Origin of the sequence: Kineococcus terrestris (assembly GCF_041020755.1) — a bacterium.
GTDB classification, from domain to species: Bacteria; Actinomycetota; Actinomycetes; order Actinomycetales; family Kineococcaceae; genus Kineococcus; species Kineococcus terrestris.
In genome coordinates this window covers 1-16,722 of the sequence record NZ_JBEUEI010000031.1, presented here as the reverse complement: position 1 = coordinate 16,722, position 16,722 = coordinate 1, and the positions used below count along the sequence as shown (strand labels likewise).

The following is a 16,722-nucleotide window of genomic DNA, read 5'->3' as shown; positions in this document are numbered from 1 at the left end:
GGCGCCGGCGGGGCGCCGGAGGGGGTCAGCCCCGCGGCAGCACCCGCCAGGCGCTCAGGTCGCCGTCCTTGAGCACCGAGGAGAACCCCGGCGCGGCGGGCTCGGCGAGGAACTCCTCCTCGCTGACGTCCTCGACGTACTCCACGTGCAGCACGGCCTTCCCGGCGTCCACGAACGGCTGCAGCGCAGCGCACTCGTCGTACACGCGGCACGACTCGTTGACGGCGAAGTCGAAGTCGCCGACGAGGTCGGCGACCTGGTCCAGGTCGTTCTTCAGGCCCACCGACATCCCGCGCGCGCGCACCTCGGCGGCCACCCAGCGGTTGAACCGCAGCTGGTCGTCCGCGGTCAGCGGGAAACCGCTGTCGTTGGCGTACGCGTCGACGTTGTCGGGTTCCACGGCGTCGAACCCCGCGTCGCGGCAGGCGTCGAACCGCGCCCGCAGCAGCGGGCCGAGGACGTCCAGGCGCCGCACGTCGAGCCAGCGCTCGTCCGGCCAGTCCGGCAGCGCCTCGCCGACGACCCCGGCGGGGAACGCCGCGGCGTCGTCGCGGAAGTCCTCGACGGTGCCGACGCTGACGTAGCAGACGACGCGCCGGCCCTGCTCGTGCAGGCGGTCCACGACCGCGCGGGGGGTCTGCCAGTCGACGTCGTACACCTGCGCGTCCACCGTCAGGTCGAGGTCGCCGGTCAGCTGCCACTGCCAGGTGGTGCCGGGCGCGGGCACCCAGCGCTGCCCCGCGGCGGGGCCGGTGGCGGGGTCGGTGGCGGGGTCGGTGGCGGGGTCGGTCGAGGAGGCGGTCGGCTCCGGCGCGGACGCCGGGGGGCTGGGCGGGGACACGGGACCTCCCGGGGAGCAGGCGGACAGGGGCAGCAGGGCGGCCACGGCCAGCGCGGCGAGCGCCGGGCGCCTCACAGCGCGGTCGCCAGCGTGCGGTCGGGGTGGCGCACCAGCCGCGCCAGGGGCACCAGCGCCGCCGCCGAGGCGGCCGCCGCGGCCACCAGCAGGCCCGGCACGACGTCCACCAGCCCGGTCAGCGCCGCCGCGCTCGACCCCGCCAGGGCCGCGGCCACGACGAGCACCGCGCCCACGGCCCGCGTGAACGTCTCCAGCAGCCCCGCCAGGAACCCGACGAGGCCGAACGCGGCCAGCCCCGCCAGCAGCGGCACCAGCTCGCGCACCGGCGCGCCCGGGCCGGGCAGCGCCTGCAGCACCGCCAGCAGCAGCGCCGAGCAGACCGCGGCCACCAGCAGCAGCCGGGCGGTGGCGCCGGCGACGATCCGGGCGAACACGCGGGCCAGCCGCGGCCGGGCCGCCGCGCGCTCCTGCACCGTCGTCACCGCCAGCGCCGCCACCAGCACCGTCCACACGCTGTCCAGGCGCCGGCTGGCGGCCAGCCCGCCCAGCAGCGAGGGCAGCAGCGCCACCACGGGGAACGGCTGCTGCCCCGACCACTCCACGGCCGGGTCCAGGACCACCAGCAGCGCCGTGCCGGCGCCCAGCGCCCCGGCCAGCAGGCTGCGGCCCCACGGCACCGGCCCCTCCTTCGGCACCGGCAGCGTGCCCACGGCCGCCACCACGGCCGCCGCCGTCACCAGCACCACCGCCAGCACGTCCAGCACCGCCGGCACGCCCGCGGCGGCGGCCGCGGTCGCCAGCACCAGCGCCCCCGCGTAGGGCAGGCCCCAGCCGCGCACCACGACGACCATGCCGCCCACCCAGGTGACGAGCAGCGCGCCCGGCAGGGCCAGCTCCGGCGCCACCAGCAGCCCCGGCGGCACGAGCAGCGCCAGCAGCGCGCCGGTCACCACGAGGGGGCGGTCGCGGCGCAGCCGGCCCAGCCCGCCGGGCGTGCTCAGGTGCCGGCGGCGCAGCGCCCACTGCGCCCCCAGGGCCAGCGGCAGCGCCAGCGCCCACGAGCGGGCCGCCACGTCCCGGCCCAGCGCCTCCGACAGCGGGGCGAACCACGCCGTCGTCGCGAGCAGCGTCGCCAGCAGCCCCAGCACCTCGCGGGTGCGGCGCGGGTCGTCGCCGTCGCGCTCGCGGCGGACCGGGCGCACCCGCCGCGGCGGGGCCCCCTCGCCGGCGGCGGGGGCGCCGCGCACCGCGCCGGAGGCCAGCGGCAGCGACGTGCGGGCCGTCAGCCCGCCCCACGCCTCCAGCACCACGGCCGCCTCCAGGGCGTCCTGGGGGTGGCGGCCGAGCCCGGCCAGCACGCGCGCGCCGGCCTGGTCCGCGGTGATCCTCACGACGCGCCCCCCGTCGCGCCGGCGCCGACCAGCTCGCGGGGACCGGCTGCCGCGGCGGGGACCGGCACGGCGGCGCGCGCGCCCACCAGCTCGCCCAGCAGCAACCGGTAGCCGTCCAGGCAGCGCTGCTGGGGGAAGTTGCGCCGCACGCGGGCGTGCCCGCGCCGGCCGAGGCGCTCGGCCAGCTCCGGGTCGCGCAGCAGGGTCGAGACGGCGTCGGCCAGCCCGGCCACGTCACCGGGCGCGGCGGTCACCCCCGCGCCCAGCACGGCCTCCAGCACCCCGCCGACGTGGGTCGTGACGACCGGCCGCGCCTGCGAGAGCGCCTCCAGCACCGCCATCGGGAACCCCTCCGAGATGCTCGTCATGAGGACCACGTCCGCGTCGCGGACCACGCCCGTCGGGTCGCTCGTGGAACCGCGGAACTCGAACGCGCCCTCCAGGCCCAGCGCGGCGTGCAGCTCGCGGCAGCCGCGCGCGTACGCCTCCTGCCCGGGCGGGACGGGACCGTAGTGCAGGAACCTGGCCCCCGGCACGCGGCGGCGCACCTCCGCGGCCACCCGCAGCATCGTCGCCACGTCCTTGAGCGGGTCGATGCGCCCCACGCTGACGACCGTGCAGGTGCGCGGCGCGGGCGCCGGTTCCCCCGGCGCCGGCACGCCGTTGGGCACGGGCACGATGCGCCCGGGCGCGGCGCCCAGCCGCTCCTCCCACGCCGCGTTCGCCGCGGTGACGGGGGACACTACGTCGGCCACCGCGTACGTCAGGCGCGCCAGCCCGCGCGCCAGGCGCGTCGCGGTGAACCGCTGCGCCGGCCCGTCGGAGGAGCGGGCCGCCGCCAGGTACGCCTCGCGCACGTAGACGCCGTGCTCGGACAGCAGCACCGGCCGGCCCGTCAGGGCCTTGTCGACGACGGCGGGCAGCACCGCCCACCCGGCGGCCGTCACCAGCGACACGTCGGCGTCCGGGGTCGCCTCCGCGGCGGTGCGGGCCAGCCACGACGTCGTCGCGTACAGCTCCAGGGCGTGCCGCACGTCCAGCGGCGGCACCTCGCCGGCGTCCGGGTGGCGCTCGGCGGCCAGCTCCTCCAGCGCCGCCAGGAACGCCGTCCACGTCGCCGCGGCGCGGAACGTCGGCACCACCCGCTCGGGGTGCTGCCGGCACCAGACGAGGGCCGGGACGACGTCGAGGGGGGCGACGTCCCAGCCGAGCAGGCCGCGCAGCAGTTCCGCGCCCAGCTGCGGGCGCCGCGCGCGGGGGGCCCGGGGAGCCCCGGGGGCGCGGCGCGGCGCGCGCGGGCCCCACAGCTGCAGGTGGGCGCCGACCCGCGCGTTCGGCGGCAGGCGGAACACCGCCTCCTCCAGCTCGGGGGAGGTGACGGCGACCAGCTCGAAGTCGAACTCCGGCAGGCCGGTGACGACCTGGTGGCACCACGTGCTGACCCCGCCGACGACGAACGGGTAGGTGCCCTCGGTCAGCAGCGCCACCCGCGGCCGGGACGTCCTCGCGCTCACGCCCGCCTCACCGGGAGGCGGGGTCGAGGCGGCGCTCCGGGACGGTGCCCGCGGCGCGGCCGTCGCCGACCCGGCCCGGGGACCGGCGGTCCACCACGCGCCGGTCCAGCTCGGCGAGCGGGACGCCCTCGGTCAGCTGCCGCTGCATCTGCCCGGCCGCCACCACCAGGGAGTCCAGGACGTCCAGGACGGCGCGCCGGGCGGTCTCGGCCTGGGCCAGGGCGTGCACGGCCTCGTCGGCGGCCTCCTCGCGCGCCGCGGCGCGCTCGGCGGCTTCCCCGCCCGCCGCGGCGTGCCGGGCGATCTGGCGCTGCACGTGGTGCAGGCCCGCCGGCCGCTGCTGCTCCATCCGCAACCGCAGGTTCTCCTGCGTGAGCCGGGCGACCTCCTCCCGCAGGCCCTCCAGCTCCTCCGCCGAACCGCCGGAACGCTGCCACCACCGACCGGACACCCAGCACCTCCGTGTCGACCGCGCACTGCTGCACGGGAACCCCGGCGGTTCCCCGCCGCGCCGCGGACCCCCCGTCCGCGCCACCTCGACGTTACGCGCGGTGACGAGGAGTTCCCAGCGTCCCGGCGCCGCGTCACACGGGTGCGCCGCCCGGTTGCGCTCGGCGGGTGAACCGGTGCGCTGGGTGAAGGACGCTGCGGTGCAGCGCGTCCAGGCCGGTGCGGCGCACGGCGCCGGCGGCTCCCGCCGTTCCCGGGGTCACCGCCGCGGGCCCGGTCGTGGCGACCGAGTGCAACCGTTGCGCCGAACGGGGGTGCTGCACCCGGGCGCCCAGGTGACGGGCCGTGAGGAAACCTACTGTCGGCGACGTCCCCGGCTCGTCCCGACCGCCGGTGCCCGTCCCGAGGAGGAAACCCGTGCGACCCGACACCCGCCCCGCGCGCCGCCGCCGCCGCGCCCGGGCGACCGGCGCCGCCGCGCTCGTCGCGGCCGGCCTGCTCGGCCCCCAGCTGACCGCCCTGCCCGCGCACGCCGCCGGTACCCGCGTCGCGCTGCGGGTCCTCGTCGTCACCACGGGCGACCCGTCGACGCAGGCCATCGCCGACACCCTGACCCGCGAGGGCGTGCCGTTCACGCTCGTCGACGCCGGCGCCGCGAACCGCCCCGCCATCGACGACGCGTTCCTGCGCGACGCCGCCACCGGCACCGCGAGGTTCCAGGCCGTCGTCCTGCCCAACGCCGCGCCCGCCGGTGTCAGCGCCGCTGAGCTCGACGCCCTGGCCGCCTACGAGAAGGCCCACGGCGTCCGCCAGGTCAACGCCTACGTCTACCCGGGCACCGGGACCGGCGGGACCGCCGTCTACGCCGGCGCCCTCGACGGCGCCGCCGCCCGCGTCACCGACGCCGCGCGCGCCGACGGGTTCTCCGCGCTGTCCGGGCCGCTGAGCGTCGAGGACGTCGACCCGGCCGTCACCGAGACCTACGGCTACCTCGCCGACCTGTCCGGCGCGGCCGCCGGCCAGGAGGTCACGCCGATCGTCACCGCCACCAAGGGTTCCGCCTCCGGCGCGCTGGCGTGGGAACTGGCCGAGGGCGGGCGCGAGCAGCTCATGGTCGCCGCCGCCTACAACCCCTCCATGCAGTGGTACTCCACGGTCTCGCACGGGATCGTCTCCTGGATGACGCGCGGCATCCACCTCGGCCACCAGCGCGCCTACCTCGACGTCCAGGTCGACGACGTGTTCCTCGCCGACAGCCGCTGGAGCGTCCCCGGGAACTGCACCCCCGGCGACGACTGCGTCGACCCGGCCGTCGCGACCACCGACATCCGGATGACCGCCGCCGACGTCGACCGCCTCGTGCGCTGGCAGCGCGAGACCGGCCTGCAGCTGACGATGGTCTACAACGGGTTCGGCAGCGAGCAGGCGGGCGCCGGCGACCCGCTCACGGCGGCGTTCCTCGCCGCCAAGGACCAGTTCCCGTGGGTGAACCACACCTGGTCGCACCCCTACCTCGGCTGCCTGCAGATCGCGCCCACCGTCAGCGGCCAGACCTGGACGTGCGCCACCTCGCCCACCCAGCAGCCCCGGCAGGACGCCGAGATCGCCGGGCAGGAGAGCGGCGGGACGTACTGGGCGTCGGAGGACTTCATCGTCGACCAGCTGCAGCGCAACCTCGACTGGGGCCGCGCCAAGGGCCTGACGGTCGACGGTTCCGAGCTCGTCACCGGCGAGCACTCCGGCCTGCGCACCGCCCCGCAGCAGCCGCAGGACAACCCGTTCCTGGCCGCCGCGCTCGCCCGCGTCGGTGTCACGAGCATCGCCTCCGACGCCTCCCGCGAGGCGCAGCAGCGTCCCGTCGGCGCCGCGACCACCGTGCCGCGGTACCCGATGAACGTCTACTACAACGCGGGCACGTACCAGGACCAGATCGACGAGTACAACTGGTACTACACCTCCCGCGCCGACGGCGGTTCCGGGATCTGCGAGGACAACCCCCTCACCACCACCTGCATCGCGCCGCTCGACGCCTCCTCGCCCGCCGCGGCGAGGGCCAGCTTCGAGAACTACCTCGCGCCGCTGGAGGTCCGCAACGCCCTGCGACGCGTCCTCACCAACGACCCGCGCTCCTTCTACGCGCACCAGTCCAACCTCGCCGAGGACGGCCTGCTGTACCCGGTCGTGCAGGGCATCGCCGAGCAGTACCGCGCCAGCCACACCGCCGACGCGCCGCTCGTGCGGCTGTCGCTGACCGGCCAGCGCGACACCCTCGCCCGCCAGAGCGCCTGGGCCGCCGCCCAGCAGGGCGTCAGCGCCTACCTCGACGACGACGGCGTCCACGTCAGCGGCCCGGCCGGCACGCAGGTCCCGCTGACCGTGCCCGGTACCGCCACCTCCTCCGTCGCCCTCGAGAGCTACGGCGGGCAGCGCTCGGGCTGGTTCAGCGCCCCGGCCACCGACACCGTCGTCGCCGTGCCCGCCACCGCCCGCGGCGGCTACGTCGGCACCCCGGTGGCCCCCGTGCCGACGGAGACCCCGACGCCGACGGCGACCCCGACCGCGACGCCGACCGTGACCCCGACGCCGACGGCCACCCCGACCGCCACCCCGACGGAGACGCCGACGGTCACCCCGACCGCGACGCCGACCGCGACGCCGACGGCCCCGGTCCTGCCGGGCGCCCCGGCCGTCACCGGCGCCCGCGGCGGCGACCGCTCCGCCACCGTCACCTGGAACGCGCCGGCGCAGCCCGGCACCGCGGCGATCACCGGGTACCGCGTGCGCCGCTACGACGCCGGCACCACGACGCTGCAGGCGACCACGACGGTCGCGGCCACGGCCCGCGGCCTCACCGCGACCGGCCTGACCAACGGCCGCTCGTACAGCTTCGACGTCACGGCCCTCACGGCCGCCGGCGCCGGCGCCGTCTCCGCGCGCTCCGCCGTCGTCACCGCGGCCACCGCGCCGAGCGCCCCCGCCATCGGGCTCGCCTCCTCCGGGAGCTTCGGCGGTGCCGTCACCGCGACGGCCCGCTGGTCGGCGCCCACGAGCACGGGCGGCTCGCCCGTCACCGGCTACCGGGTCACCGCGCACCGCGTCGACCTGTTCGGCCGCGTCGTGGAGACCGTCGTGCACCCGGCGCTCGTGCCGGCGACCGCGCGGTCGCTGGACGTCCCGCTGCCGCGCACGGGCACCTACCGGTTCTCCGTCCAGGCGGTCAACGCGGCCGGCACCTCCGCGGCCTCCGCCCGCTCGAACCTGGTGATCGGCCAGTGAGCGGGCTGCGCCGCAGCGCCGCCGCCGTCGTCGTGGCGCTGGCCGCGGCGACGACGGCGGCCTGCAGCGCCGGCCCGCCCGCCGGGCCGGCCGCGGCTCCCGGCACCGCCACCGCCCCGGCCACCGCCCCGGCGGGTGCTCCCGAGGCCACGACGGCGGCTCCCGCTCCCGCGGCGACCACCGCCCCGGCGACCACCGCTGCGGCGGGCCCGGCGACCACCGCGGCCCCGGGGTCGCCCGCCGCCGAGGCGCCGGCCCCCGCGGCGGACGTAGCGGCCGACGTGGTGCCCGCCGCGGTCACCGCGCCGCTGGACACCACGGCCGACCTGGACACGGCGGTGCGCTGGCGCTCGGACGCGGTGCTGGCCGGGGACGCCGCCACGGCCCTCGCGCTCGTGTCCGCGCGCTGCGCGCCCGTCGTGGACGCCGACGACGTGCGGGCCCGCGCCGCCGAGGTCGGCGGTGTCGCGCAGGTCGTCGCCCTCGACGCCCGCGTCGACGGCACCAGCGCCCGCGTCGACTACGGCTACGCCGTCCCCGGCCACGACGTGGCGGGGGAACGCTGGACGCTGGAGTCCGGCCAGTGGCGCTGGGACGCCTGCTGACCCCACCCGCTCACCCACCACCCCGCCGTGACCTCGCTGGGAAACCCAGCGAGATCACGGCGGGGTGCTGGCGCGGAGGGGGTCGACCCCGCTGCCCGTGGGAGTGGTGATCATGAATGCGTCCGGCCTGGACGCGTCCATGATCACCGTTGGCGCCTCGGCGGCCACGACCCTCCCGTGATCTTGCTGGGATTACCATCAAGATCACGGAGGAGGCGGGAGGCGGGAGGCGGGTGGAAGGTGGCGCGGGGGCGGCGCGGGGGTGCGGCAGGGTGGGGGAGTGAGCTCCCTGCACCTGCTGCTCCTGCTCGACCTGCTCGGCGTCTTCGCCTTCGCCCTCGACGGGGCGCTCACGGCCATGCGGGCCGCGCACCTGGACCTGTTCGGCGTCGTCGCCCTCGGCGTGGTCACCGCCATCGGCGGCGGCCTGCTGCGCGACGTGCTGCTGGGCAACCTGCCGCCCAACAGCTTCCGCACCTGGTACTACCTGGCCACCGCCACCGCGGGGGCCCTCCTGGCGTTCGCCGGCCACCGCGTCCTGGCCCGGCTGACGCGGCCGCTGCTGCTGTTCGACACCGCGGGGCTCTCGCTGTTCTGCGTCACCGGAGCGCTCATCGCCCTCGAGGCCGGTGTCGGCGCCGGTCAGGCCGTCCTGCTGGGCTGCCTCACGGGCGTCGGCGGCGGCACGATCCGCGACGTCCTCGTCCGCCGCGTCCCCTCGATCCTCACCGGCGGCCTCTACGCGGTGCCGGCGATGCTCGGCGCGGTCGTCGTCGTCGCCGGGGTGGAGGCGGGCGCCGACCCGCTCGTGCCGGCGCTCGCGGGGGCCGGCGCGTGCGCGGCGCTGCGCATCGCCGGGGTCGTGCGCGGCTGGCACGCGCCGCGCGCCACCCTCACCTCGCCGCGCGACCTGGACTGACGCGCCGGGCGCCCGGGGTCCCCGGGCCGTCCGGTGTCACTCGTCGACGATCTCGCAGAGCACGCTGCCGGTCGTCGTCGTGTCCCCGGCCTTCGCGGTCAGCCCGCGCACGGTGCCGGCGCGGTGCGCCGTCAGGGGCTGCTCCATCTTCATCGCCTCCAGCACCGCGACCAGGTCGCCCTGGGCCACCTGGTCCCCGTCCGCCACGGCGATCTTCACGATGGTGCCCTGCATGGGCGTCACGAGCGCCTGCGGGTTGGCGGCCGAACCGCCGCCCTGCTGCTCGCGCTTGCCGCGCCCGCCGCGGCCCCGGCCGCTGCGCGTGGTGCTGCGGTAGGCGCGCGCGATGGCGCTGCCGGCCGCGGCGCCCGCGCGGGAGATGTCGTGCCCGGCGCGCGAGAGCTGGGCGTTCAGCTGCTCGACGGGGATCGACACCTCCAGCCGCTTGCCGGCGACCTCCACGACGATCGTCTCCCGGTGCCCGCCCAGGTCCCCGCCCGGCTCGTGCGCGCCGGCGCCCGGCAGCTGCGAGGCGTCGAACTCCGTCTCGATCCAGCGGGTGTGCACGGAGAAGCCCTCCGCCGACGCCGACGCGAACGCCGGTGCGCGCACCACCGCGCGGTGGAAGTCCAGCACCGTCGGCAGGCCCTCGACCTGGAACTCCTCCAGGGCGCGCGCCGCGCGGGCCAGCGCCTGCTCGCGGGTCGCCCCCGTCACCACCAGCTTGGCCAGCAGCGAGTCGAAGTCCTGCGAGACCTCCACGCCGCCGCTGACGGCCGCGGTGCGCGGGTCGATGCCGGTGTCCACCCGCACGCCCGGGCCCGAGGGCAGCGAGAAGCGCGTCAGCTTGCCCGGGCGCGGCAGGAAGCCGGCCGCCGGGTCCTCGCCGTTGACGCGGAACTCGATGGAGTGCCCGCGGGTCTCGACGCGGTCGTAGCCCAGCGGCTCGCCGCGCGCGATGCGGAACTGCTCCAGGACCAGGTCGATGCCGGAGACCTCCTCGGTGACCGGGTGCTCCACCTGCAGGCGGGTGTTGACCTCCAGGAACGCCAGCGTCCCGTCGGCGGCGACGAGGAACTCCACCGTCCCCGCGCCCACGTACCCGGCCTCGCGGACGATCGCCAGCGATGCGCGGCGCAGCTCGGCGTCCTGCTCGGCGCTCAGGAACGGCGCCGGCGCCTCCTCGACGAGCTTCTGGTGCCGGCGCTGCAGGCTGCAGTCGCGGGTGGAGACGACGACCGCGCCGCCGTGGGCGTCGGCCAGGACCTGCGTCTCGACGTGCCGGGGGCGGTCCAGGTAGCGCTCGACGAAGCACTCCCCGCGCCCGAACGCGGCCTCGGCCTCGCGCACCGCCGAGGCGTACAGGTCGGCGACCTCTTCGCGCCGGCGCGCCACCTTCAGCCCGCGCCCGCCGCCGCCGAACGCCGCCTTGATCGCGATGGGCAGGCCGTGCTCGTCGGCGAAGGCCAGCACCTCGTCGGCGCCCGAGACCGGGTCGGCGGTGCCGGCGACCAGCGGGGCGCCGGCGCGCGCGGCCAGGTGGCGGGCGGAGACCTTGTCGCCGAGGGCCTCGATGGCCGACGGCGGCGGGCCGATCCACGTCAGGCCCGCGTCGAGGACGGCGCGGGCGAAGTCGGCGTTCTCCGACAGGAAGCCATAGCCGGGGTGCACGGCGTCGGCGCCCGACCGCAGCGCCACGTCGATGATCTTGCCGATGTCCAGGTACGACTCGCGCGCCGAGGTGCCGCCCAGCGCGTACGCCTCGTCGGCCATCCGCACGTGCAGGGCGTCGCGGTCGCCCTCGGAGTAGACGGCCACGGAGGCGGTGCCCGCGTCGCGGGCGGCGCGCACGATCCGGACGGCGATCTCCCCGCGGTTGGCCACGAGGACCTTGGTCACCGCCCCCGGCGCCACGAGCGGCGTGCCCTGGGCGTCCGTCCGCGGCGTGCTCGGCTCGGGGGAGGTCATGCGGCGTCTCCGTGCGGGTTCGTCTGCGGGGTGGGGCTGCAGCGGGGCTGGCGGTGGGGCGACGGCTGAGACTACTGCCCGCCGCCCGGTGCGCCCGCCGTCGCGCCGGCGCGCAGCTCGGGGCGCCACAGGTCCGTCCACACCACGCCGGCCTCGCGCAGCAGCTCGCGCAGCATCGGCAGCGAGATGCCGACGACGGCGTGCGGGTCGCCCTCGACGCCGCGCACGAACGCCCCGCCGAGCCCGTCGAGGGTGAACGCGCCGGCCACGGCCAGCGGCTCGCCCGTGGCGACGTACGCGGCGACCTCCTCGTCCGTGACGTCGGCGAAGTGCACGGTCACCGAGGCGACGCCGCCGAGCGTGGCGCCGGAGCCGTCCTCGCGGGCGTCGACGACCCAGTGGCCGGTGTGCAGGACACCGCTGCGCCCGCGCACCGCGCGCCAGCGCTCGACGGCCTGGTCCGCGTCGGCCGGCTTGCCGTGCACCTGCGGGCCGTCCGGGCCGGCGACCTCCAGCACGGAGTCGCAGCCGACGACGAGGGCGTCCTCCGGCAGGTCGTCGCGGGCGGCGACCTCCTCGGCCTTGGCGCGGGCCAGGACCAGGCACACGTCCTCGGCGTCGGTGACGCCGTAGCGGGCCACCACGGCCGGCTCGTCGACGCCGCTGACGACGACGTGCGGGTCCAGGCCCGCCGAGCGCAGCGTCGCCAGGCGGGCGGGGGAGGCGGAGGCGAGGACGATCGTCGGCACGGCCCCATCCTCCCAGCCCCCGCGGACGTCCCTCCTCCAGCACCCACCCTCCGTGATCTCGCTGGGAATCCCTGCAAGATCACGGCGGGGTGCGGGGGAGGGCGTCAGGGGAGCAGGGCGGTGCGCAGGACGTCCAGGCCGACGGAACCGAGGTCCAGGGCGCGGCGGTGGAAGGCGCGCAGGTCGAAGGCCGCGCCCTCGCGCTCGCGCACCCCCTCGCGCAGCTGCGACCACAGCCGCTCGCCGACCTTGTAGGAGGGCGCCTGCCCCGGCCAGCCCAGGTAGCGGCTCAGCTCGAAGCGCAGCACGTCGTCGTGCACGCCGCAGTTCGCGCGCAGGTACTCCCACGCCGCGCCGTACGTCCACGCGCCGCCGCCGGCCGCGGCCGGGGCGGTGAACCCGCAGTGCACGCCGAGGTCGACGACCACCCGCGCCGCCCGCAGCAGCTGCGCGTCGAGCATCCCCAGCACCTCGCCGGGCCCGCGCAGCAGGCCCAGCTCACCGGCCAGCCGCTCCGCGTACAGCGCCCAGCCCTCCCCGTGCCCGGACACCCAGCAGCCCGAGCGCCGCCAGCGGTTCAGCACGTCGCGGCGCGCGGCGGTCACGCCCATCTGCAGGTGGTGGCCCGGCACGCCCTCGTGGTGGACGGTGGTGGCCTCGCGCCACGTGCTGAACGTCGTCTGCCCCGGCGGCACGGCCCACCACATCCGCCCGGGGCGGGTCAGGTCCTCGCTGGGGCCCGTGTAGTAGATGCCGCCCGACGTCGTGGGCGCGATGCGGCACTCCAGGACGCGCACCTCCCCCGGCACGTCGAAGGCCGTGCCCGCCAGCGCCGCCACGGTGGCGTCGGAGCGCTCCTGCATCCAGTCGCGGAAGGCCGCCGCGCCGTGCACGAGGCAGGCCGGGTCGGCGTCGAGGACGGCCTCGGCGGCCGCCACGTCGGGCGATCCGCAGACCTCGCGCGCCACCGCGGCCATCTCGGCGCGCACGCGCTCGACCTCCGCCAGCCCCCAGGCGTACGTGTCGGCCAGGTCGACGCGCGCGCCGAGGAACCACTGCGACCACAGCCGGTAGCGGTCGGCGCCCACGGCGTCCGCCTCGGGGGCCAGCGGCAGCAGCTCCTCGCGCAGGACCCGCGCCAGGTCGCCGTAGGCGCCGGCCGCGGCGGCGGCCCCGGCGGCCAGGTCGGCGCGCACGGTGTCGGGCACGTCCGTGGCCGAGGCGGCGAAGGCGTGGAAGAAGCCGTCGGCAGCGGCGTGCTGGTCGGCCTCGGCGGCGCACTCGACGACCTGCCGGCGCGCGGCCACCCGCCCGCGCGAGGCCGCCTCGCGCAGCGACGCGCAGTACCCCGCGACGGCGTCGGGGACGGCGGCCAGCCGCGCGGCCGCGTCCGCCCAGTCCCCGGCCGTGCCGGTGGGCAGCAGGTCGAAGACCATCCGCAGGTCCTGCACGGGGCTGGCGATGACGTTGAGGTCGCCCAGCGTCTCGCCGGCCTCGTGCAGCGCCACCTCCAGCGACAGCCGCTCGGTGAGGGCGGCCGCGGTGACCCGGTCGACGTCGTCGGCGACGGGGGTGGCGGCGACCTCGCGCAGCGTCGCGCGGGACAGGTCGGCCAGGGCCTCCAGGCCCGCGGGCGAGCGGTCGCCCAGCCCGGGCGCCGCGTCCGGCGCGCCCAGCGACAGCGCGAGCGCCGGCTGCAGCCGCAGCTGGCGCTCCAGGTGCCGCTCGGCGACGGCGTCCAGGGCGGTGGGTCGGCGCGCGCTGCTCACGCGCCGACCCTAGGCGGCCCCCGGGGCGCCGGGTCAGGAGGCGGGCGCGGCCGTGCCCGTCGAGCCCGCCGCGTCGGCGGCCGCGGCCGCGTCGGCCAGCAGCGGCACCAGCCGGTCCAGCTGCCAGGGCAGGTTCAGCACCGTGGCCGAGGTGGCCGAGACCAGCGACTCGTCCTCCAGCCAGGCCACCGCCCCGGAGGCCACCGCGGGCATCGTCGAGTAGACCGGGTCGGCGGTGAACTCGGCCTCGGGCAGGCCGTAGCCGATGACGATGTCGGAGTCGATGTCGCGCACGTTCTCCTTGGACACCTCGGTGTAGAAGGCGTCGACCTGCTCGCCGAGGGTCGTGACGCCCGGGGCGTCCTCCAGGCCGAGGTCGTGCAGCAGGTCGACCCGGCTGTCGCCGGGCAGGTAGACGTACAGGAACTCGGTCGTCGGGGACACGTACGCGACCGTCTTGCCGGCCAGTTCCGGGTTCTCCTCGCCGCGGGCGGCCAGGTCGGCCTCGGTGTCCTCGACGAGGGTGCGCGCGTCCTCCTCGCGGCCGACGGCGCGGCCCACGAGCAGCGCCTGGTCCTGCCAGCTGGTCTGCCACGGCGCGCTCGGGTAGGCGACGGTGGGGGCGATCTGGCTGAGGGCGTCGTACTCGGCCTGCGTCATGCCGGAGTAGACGCCGAGGACGAGGTCCGGCTGCTGCGCGGCGATCTCCTCGATCGGCAGCTCGCCGGAGTCCGGGCTGGCGATGAACGTGGTCGTCTGCGGGTCGAAGTGCCCCTCCCACCACGGGTACGTGCCGTCCTCCAGGCCGCCGTAGGTGACCTCGGGGACGGCCACGGGCTGCAGGCCCAGCGCCCACAGGACGTCCTGCGAGCCCCAGCCCACGCACACGATCCGCTGCGGGGCCGAGGGGATCTCGGCGGTGCCGAGGGCGTGCTCGACGGTGACGGGGAAGCCGGTGGCCTCGGCGGGCGCGGAGCCGCCGGCGCCCGGGGTGCCCGTGGTGGTCTCGTCGCTGCCGCAGGCCGTGGCGGTCGCGAGGGCGGCCAGCGGGGCGGCGAGCAGCAGGGTGCGGCGGGAGGCGTGCAGGGCCACGGACGGGCTCCTTCTCGGGGCGGGGGTGCGAGGGACGCGCGGCGCGGGTCGGGCGGTGGCGCCGACGCCGGACAGCGTAGGGCAGGAGGGTAGGACAGGCTCACCTCATCCGTCGACGGCGGGGGTCCGCCGCACCCGCCTAGGCTGGCCGGGTGCCCGGTGCCTGGACCGACCTGGACCGCCCGCCGCTGGACGGGCGGGCCCTGCGCCGCGCCCTCGTCGGCCCCGGCGGCTGGAGCGCGCTGGAGGCCGTCGCCACCACCGGCTCCACCAACGCCGACCTGCTGGCGCGCCCGGACGCGCCCGCGGGCACCGTCCTCGTCGCCGACCACCAGAGCGGCGGGCGCGGCCGGCTGGGCCGCACCTGGCAGGCCCCGCCGCGCTCCTCGCTGGCCGTCTCGGTGCTGCTGCGCCCCGCCGCCGACGGCGTGCCCCGCGAGCGGTGGTCGTGGCTGCCGCTGCTGACCGGGCTGGCCGTCGCCGACGCCTTGGGCGCGCTCGACCTGCGCCCGCGGCTGAAGTGGCCCAACGACGTCCTGCTGGAGACGGACGGGGGCCCGGCCAAGGTGTGCGGCGTCCTCGCCGAGGTCCGCGGCGACGTCGTCGTCCTCGGCGCGGGGATCAACGTCGCCCAGCGCCGCGACGAGCTGCCGCCCCCGCCGGACCCGTCCGGTGCGGCGGGCCGGGAGGCCGCCCCGGTCCCCGCGACGTCCCTGGCGCTGGCGGGCGCGGGCAGCACCGACCGCGACACCGTGCTGCGCCGGTACCTGCGCGCGCTGCGGGCGCGCCTGGACGCCTTCGCCGCGGCCGGCGGCGACCCCGCGGCCCGCGGGCTGCTGGCGGACTACCGCGCCGCGTGCGCCACGCTCGGTGCCGACGTGCGCGTGCACCTGCCCGACGGGACGGTGCTCACCGGCCGGGCCGAGGACGTCGACGCCGACGGGCGCCTGGTGGTCGCGGACGCCTCAGCGGGCGGCGGCGGAGCCCGGACGGCGGTGGCCGCCGGGGACGTCGTCCACGTCCGCCCCGCCGCCGGCCGACCCGCCCGCTGATCCGCCGGGCGAGCCCGCGGGCGGGTCACCGTCGCGTGGGCCGCGTCCGGACGTGTCCTGCACGCCGTCCCCGCGCCGGGCGGGGTCGACCTCCCCCTCGACCTCGTCGGCCAGCTCCTGCACGAAGACGAAGCGGCGGTAGGCCCACCAGCGGAACAGGGTGCCCAGGACCAGGCCGACGCCCTTGGCGGACACGTTGGTCGCCACGGGCCCGCGCAGCCCCAGCACGTAGTAGGTGAAGCCGAGGCAGGCCACGGAGATGAGCAGGCCGACGGCGTTCATCACCGCGAACAGCAGCAGCTCGCGGCCCGCGGCGGCGCGCCGGCGGTGCCGGAACGTCCAGTAGCGGTTGCCCAGCCAGGCGAAGACGGTGGCCACGACGACCGCGATCCCGTTGGCGGTCAGCGGCTTGTGGTGCAGGACGCCGACGCCGTCGGGCCCGGCGAAGCGCAGCAGGTTGAAGGTCCCGGTGTCGACGACGAAGGCGAGGGCGCCGACGACGCCGAACTTGGCGGCCTCGCGGGCGAGGACCTCGTAGGTGCCGCGCAGCCGCTGCACCAGCCCGCGCCGCGGGCCGGGCCGCTGCCCCGCCCCGTCGGTCCCGGTGCCGTCGGTCCGGGTGCCCTCGGGTCCGGCGTCTCCCACCACGGTGCGCGTCGCTCCGTCCTGCTCGTCGTCCGCGGCGCCCGCGAGCGCCGCGCGGCCCGGTCGGGACGCGGTCAGCGAGTGTGACCCATCCGCCTGTGGACCGCGGGGGACGACGCGCCCGCTCAGCGGCGCTTGCGCGAGCGCGAGGGCTCGAGGCGGTCCTCCATCTTCATGGCGCCGACGATGCCGGCGGTGACGAGCACCACGCACGCGATGACGGTGAGCACTGACCCGAGTCCCTTCCCTGGGGCTGCGCCGCGGTCGCCGACGCGGTGCCAGCCTCGCGCAGGGACGCCCGGGTGGCACCTGGGAAGCGGACCGCCCACCAGATCGTCCTGTTTCCGTGATCCCATCGTCGCTCTACGTGCGAACCTGAGCCCTCCGGTGCCGTGATCACGGACGGGTGAACGTTCACCCGTCCATGATCACG

13 protein-coding genes are annotated in these 16,722 nt (G+C 77.6%); 4 read left to right on the top strand and 9 right to left on the bottom strand.

Features of this window, described 5'->3' with window-relative positions; all coding sequences use genetic code 11:
- Nucleotides 1–25 precede the first annotated feature (25 nt).
- The 4 genes from AB8M62_RS16260 to AB8M62_RS16245 are packed head-to-tail and all read right to left on the bottom strand — an operon-like array spanning nt 26 to nt 4,215.
- A complete protein-coding gene (locus AB8M62_RS16260; protein ID WP_369070216.1) occupies nt 26–916 on the bottom strand; it encodes an endo alpha-1,4 polygalactosaminidase in 891 nt (296 codons plus the stop codon).
- The gene (locus AB8M62_RS16255) at nt 913–2,250 is read right to left on the bottom strand and encodes a hypothetical protein (RefSeq protein ID WP_369070215.1); all 1,338 of its coding nucleotides are present in this window, start codon (nt 2,248–2,250) and stop codon (nt 913–915) included. Before AB8M62_RS16255 ends, AB8M62_RS16260 begins: the two co-directional genes overlap by 4 nt.
- Complete coding sequence (locus AB8M62_RS16250; protein WP_369070214.1) at nt 2,247–3,764, bottom strand: DUF3492 domain-containing protein; 1,518 nt, start codon at nt 3,762–3,764, stop codon at nt 2,247–2,249. Before AB8M62_RS16250 ends, AB8M62_RS16255 begins: the two co-directional genes overlap by 4 nt.
- Nucleotides 3,765–3,771: 7 nt before the next feature.
- Nucleotides 3,772–4,215 (bottom strand): hypothetical protein, encoded by a 444-nt coding sequence (locus AB8M62_RS16245; protein ID WP_369051977.1) that lies wholly within the window; start codon nt 4,213–4,215, stop codon nt 3,772–3,774.
- A gap of 416 nt (nt 4,216–4,631) precedes the next feature.
- On the opposite strand from AB8M62_RS16245, the gene AB8M62_RS16240 reads away from it, so the two are divergent.
- The 3 genes from AB8M62_RS16240 (at nt 4,632) to AB8M62_RS16230 (ending at nt 9,014) form a co-directional block, all read left to right on the top strand.
- Nucleotides 4,632–7,490, top strand: coding sequence for a fibronectin type III domain-containing protein (locus AB8M62_RS16240; protein WP_369070213.1), 2,859 nt, complete (start codon nt 4,632–4,634; stop codon nt 7,488–7,490).
- A complete protein-coding gene (locus AB8M62_RS16235; RefSeq protein WP_369051979.1) occupies nt 7,487–8,095 on the top strand; it encodes a hypothetical protein in 609 nt (202 codons plus the stop codon). Before AB8M62_RS16240 ends, AB8M62_RS16235 begins: the two co-directional genes overlap by 4 nt.
- A gap of 280 nt (nt 8,096–8,375) precedes the next feature.
- Nucleotides 8,376–9,014: a trimeric intracellular cation channel family protein gene (locus AB8M62_RS16230; protein ID WP_369070211.1), complete on the top strand. Its 639-nt coding sequence runs from the start codon at nt 8,376–8,378 to the stop codon at nt 9,012–9,014.
- Between the two features lie 36 nt (nt 9,015–9,050).
- Here AB8M62_RS16230 and AB8M62_RS16225 read toward each other — a convergent pair whose 3' ends face one another.
- From AB8M62_RS16225 to AB8M62_RS16210, 4 genes are all read right to left on the bottom strand, one after another.
- Entirely contained in the window at nt 9,051–10,913 is a 1,863-nt protein-coding gene (locus AB8M62_RS16225) for an acetyl/propionyl/methylcrotonyl-CoA carboxylase subunit alpha (protein WP_369070230.1), read from the bottom strand.
- Nucleotides 10,914–11,053: 140 nt separating this feature from the next.
- A complete protein-coding gene (locus AB8M62_RS16220; protein ID WP_369051981.1) occupies nt 11,054–11,731 on the bottom strand; it encodes a Maf family protein in 678 nt (225 codons plus the stop codon).
- A 104-nt stretch (nt 11,732–11,835) separates the two neighbouring features.
- Complete coding sequence (locus AB8M62_RS16215; RefSeq protein WP_369070209.1) at nt 11,836–13,500, bottom strand: DUF885 domain-containing protein; 1,665 nt, start codon at nt 13,498–13,500, stop codon at nt 11,836–11,838.
- A 33-nt stretch (nt 13,501–13,533) separates the two neighbouring features.
- Nucleotides 13,534–14,592: an iron-siderophore ABC transporter substrate-binding protein gene (locus AB8M62_RS16210; protein ID WP_369070207.1), complete on the bottom strand. Its 1,059-nt coding sequence runs from the start codon at nt 14,590–14,592 to the stop codon at nt 13,534–13,536.
- Nucleotides 14,593–14,744: 152 nt separating this feature from the next.
- Here AB8M62_RS16210 and AB8M62_RS16205 point away from each other — a divergent pair, with 152 nt between their 5' ends.
- A complete protein-coding gene (locus AB8M62_RS16205; RefSeq protein ID WP_369051984.1) occupies nt 14,745–15,644 on the top strand; it encodes a biotin--[acetyl-CoA-carboxylase] ligase in 900 nt (299 codons plus the stop codon).
- Here the strand turns inward: AB8M62_RS16205 and AB8M62_RS16200 are convergent.
- Nucleotides 15,558–16,289 (bottom strand): GtrA family protein, encoded by a 732-nt coding sequence (locus AB8M62_RS16200; protein WP_369070206.1) that lies wholly within the window; start codon nt 16,287–16,289, stop codon nt 15,558–15,560. The two genes, AB8M62_RS16205 and AB8M62_RS16200, sit on opposite strands and share 87 nt — an antisense overlap.
- Nucleotides 16,290–16,722: the final 433 nt, after the last annotated feature.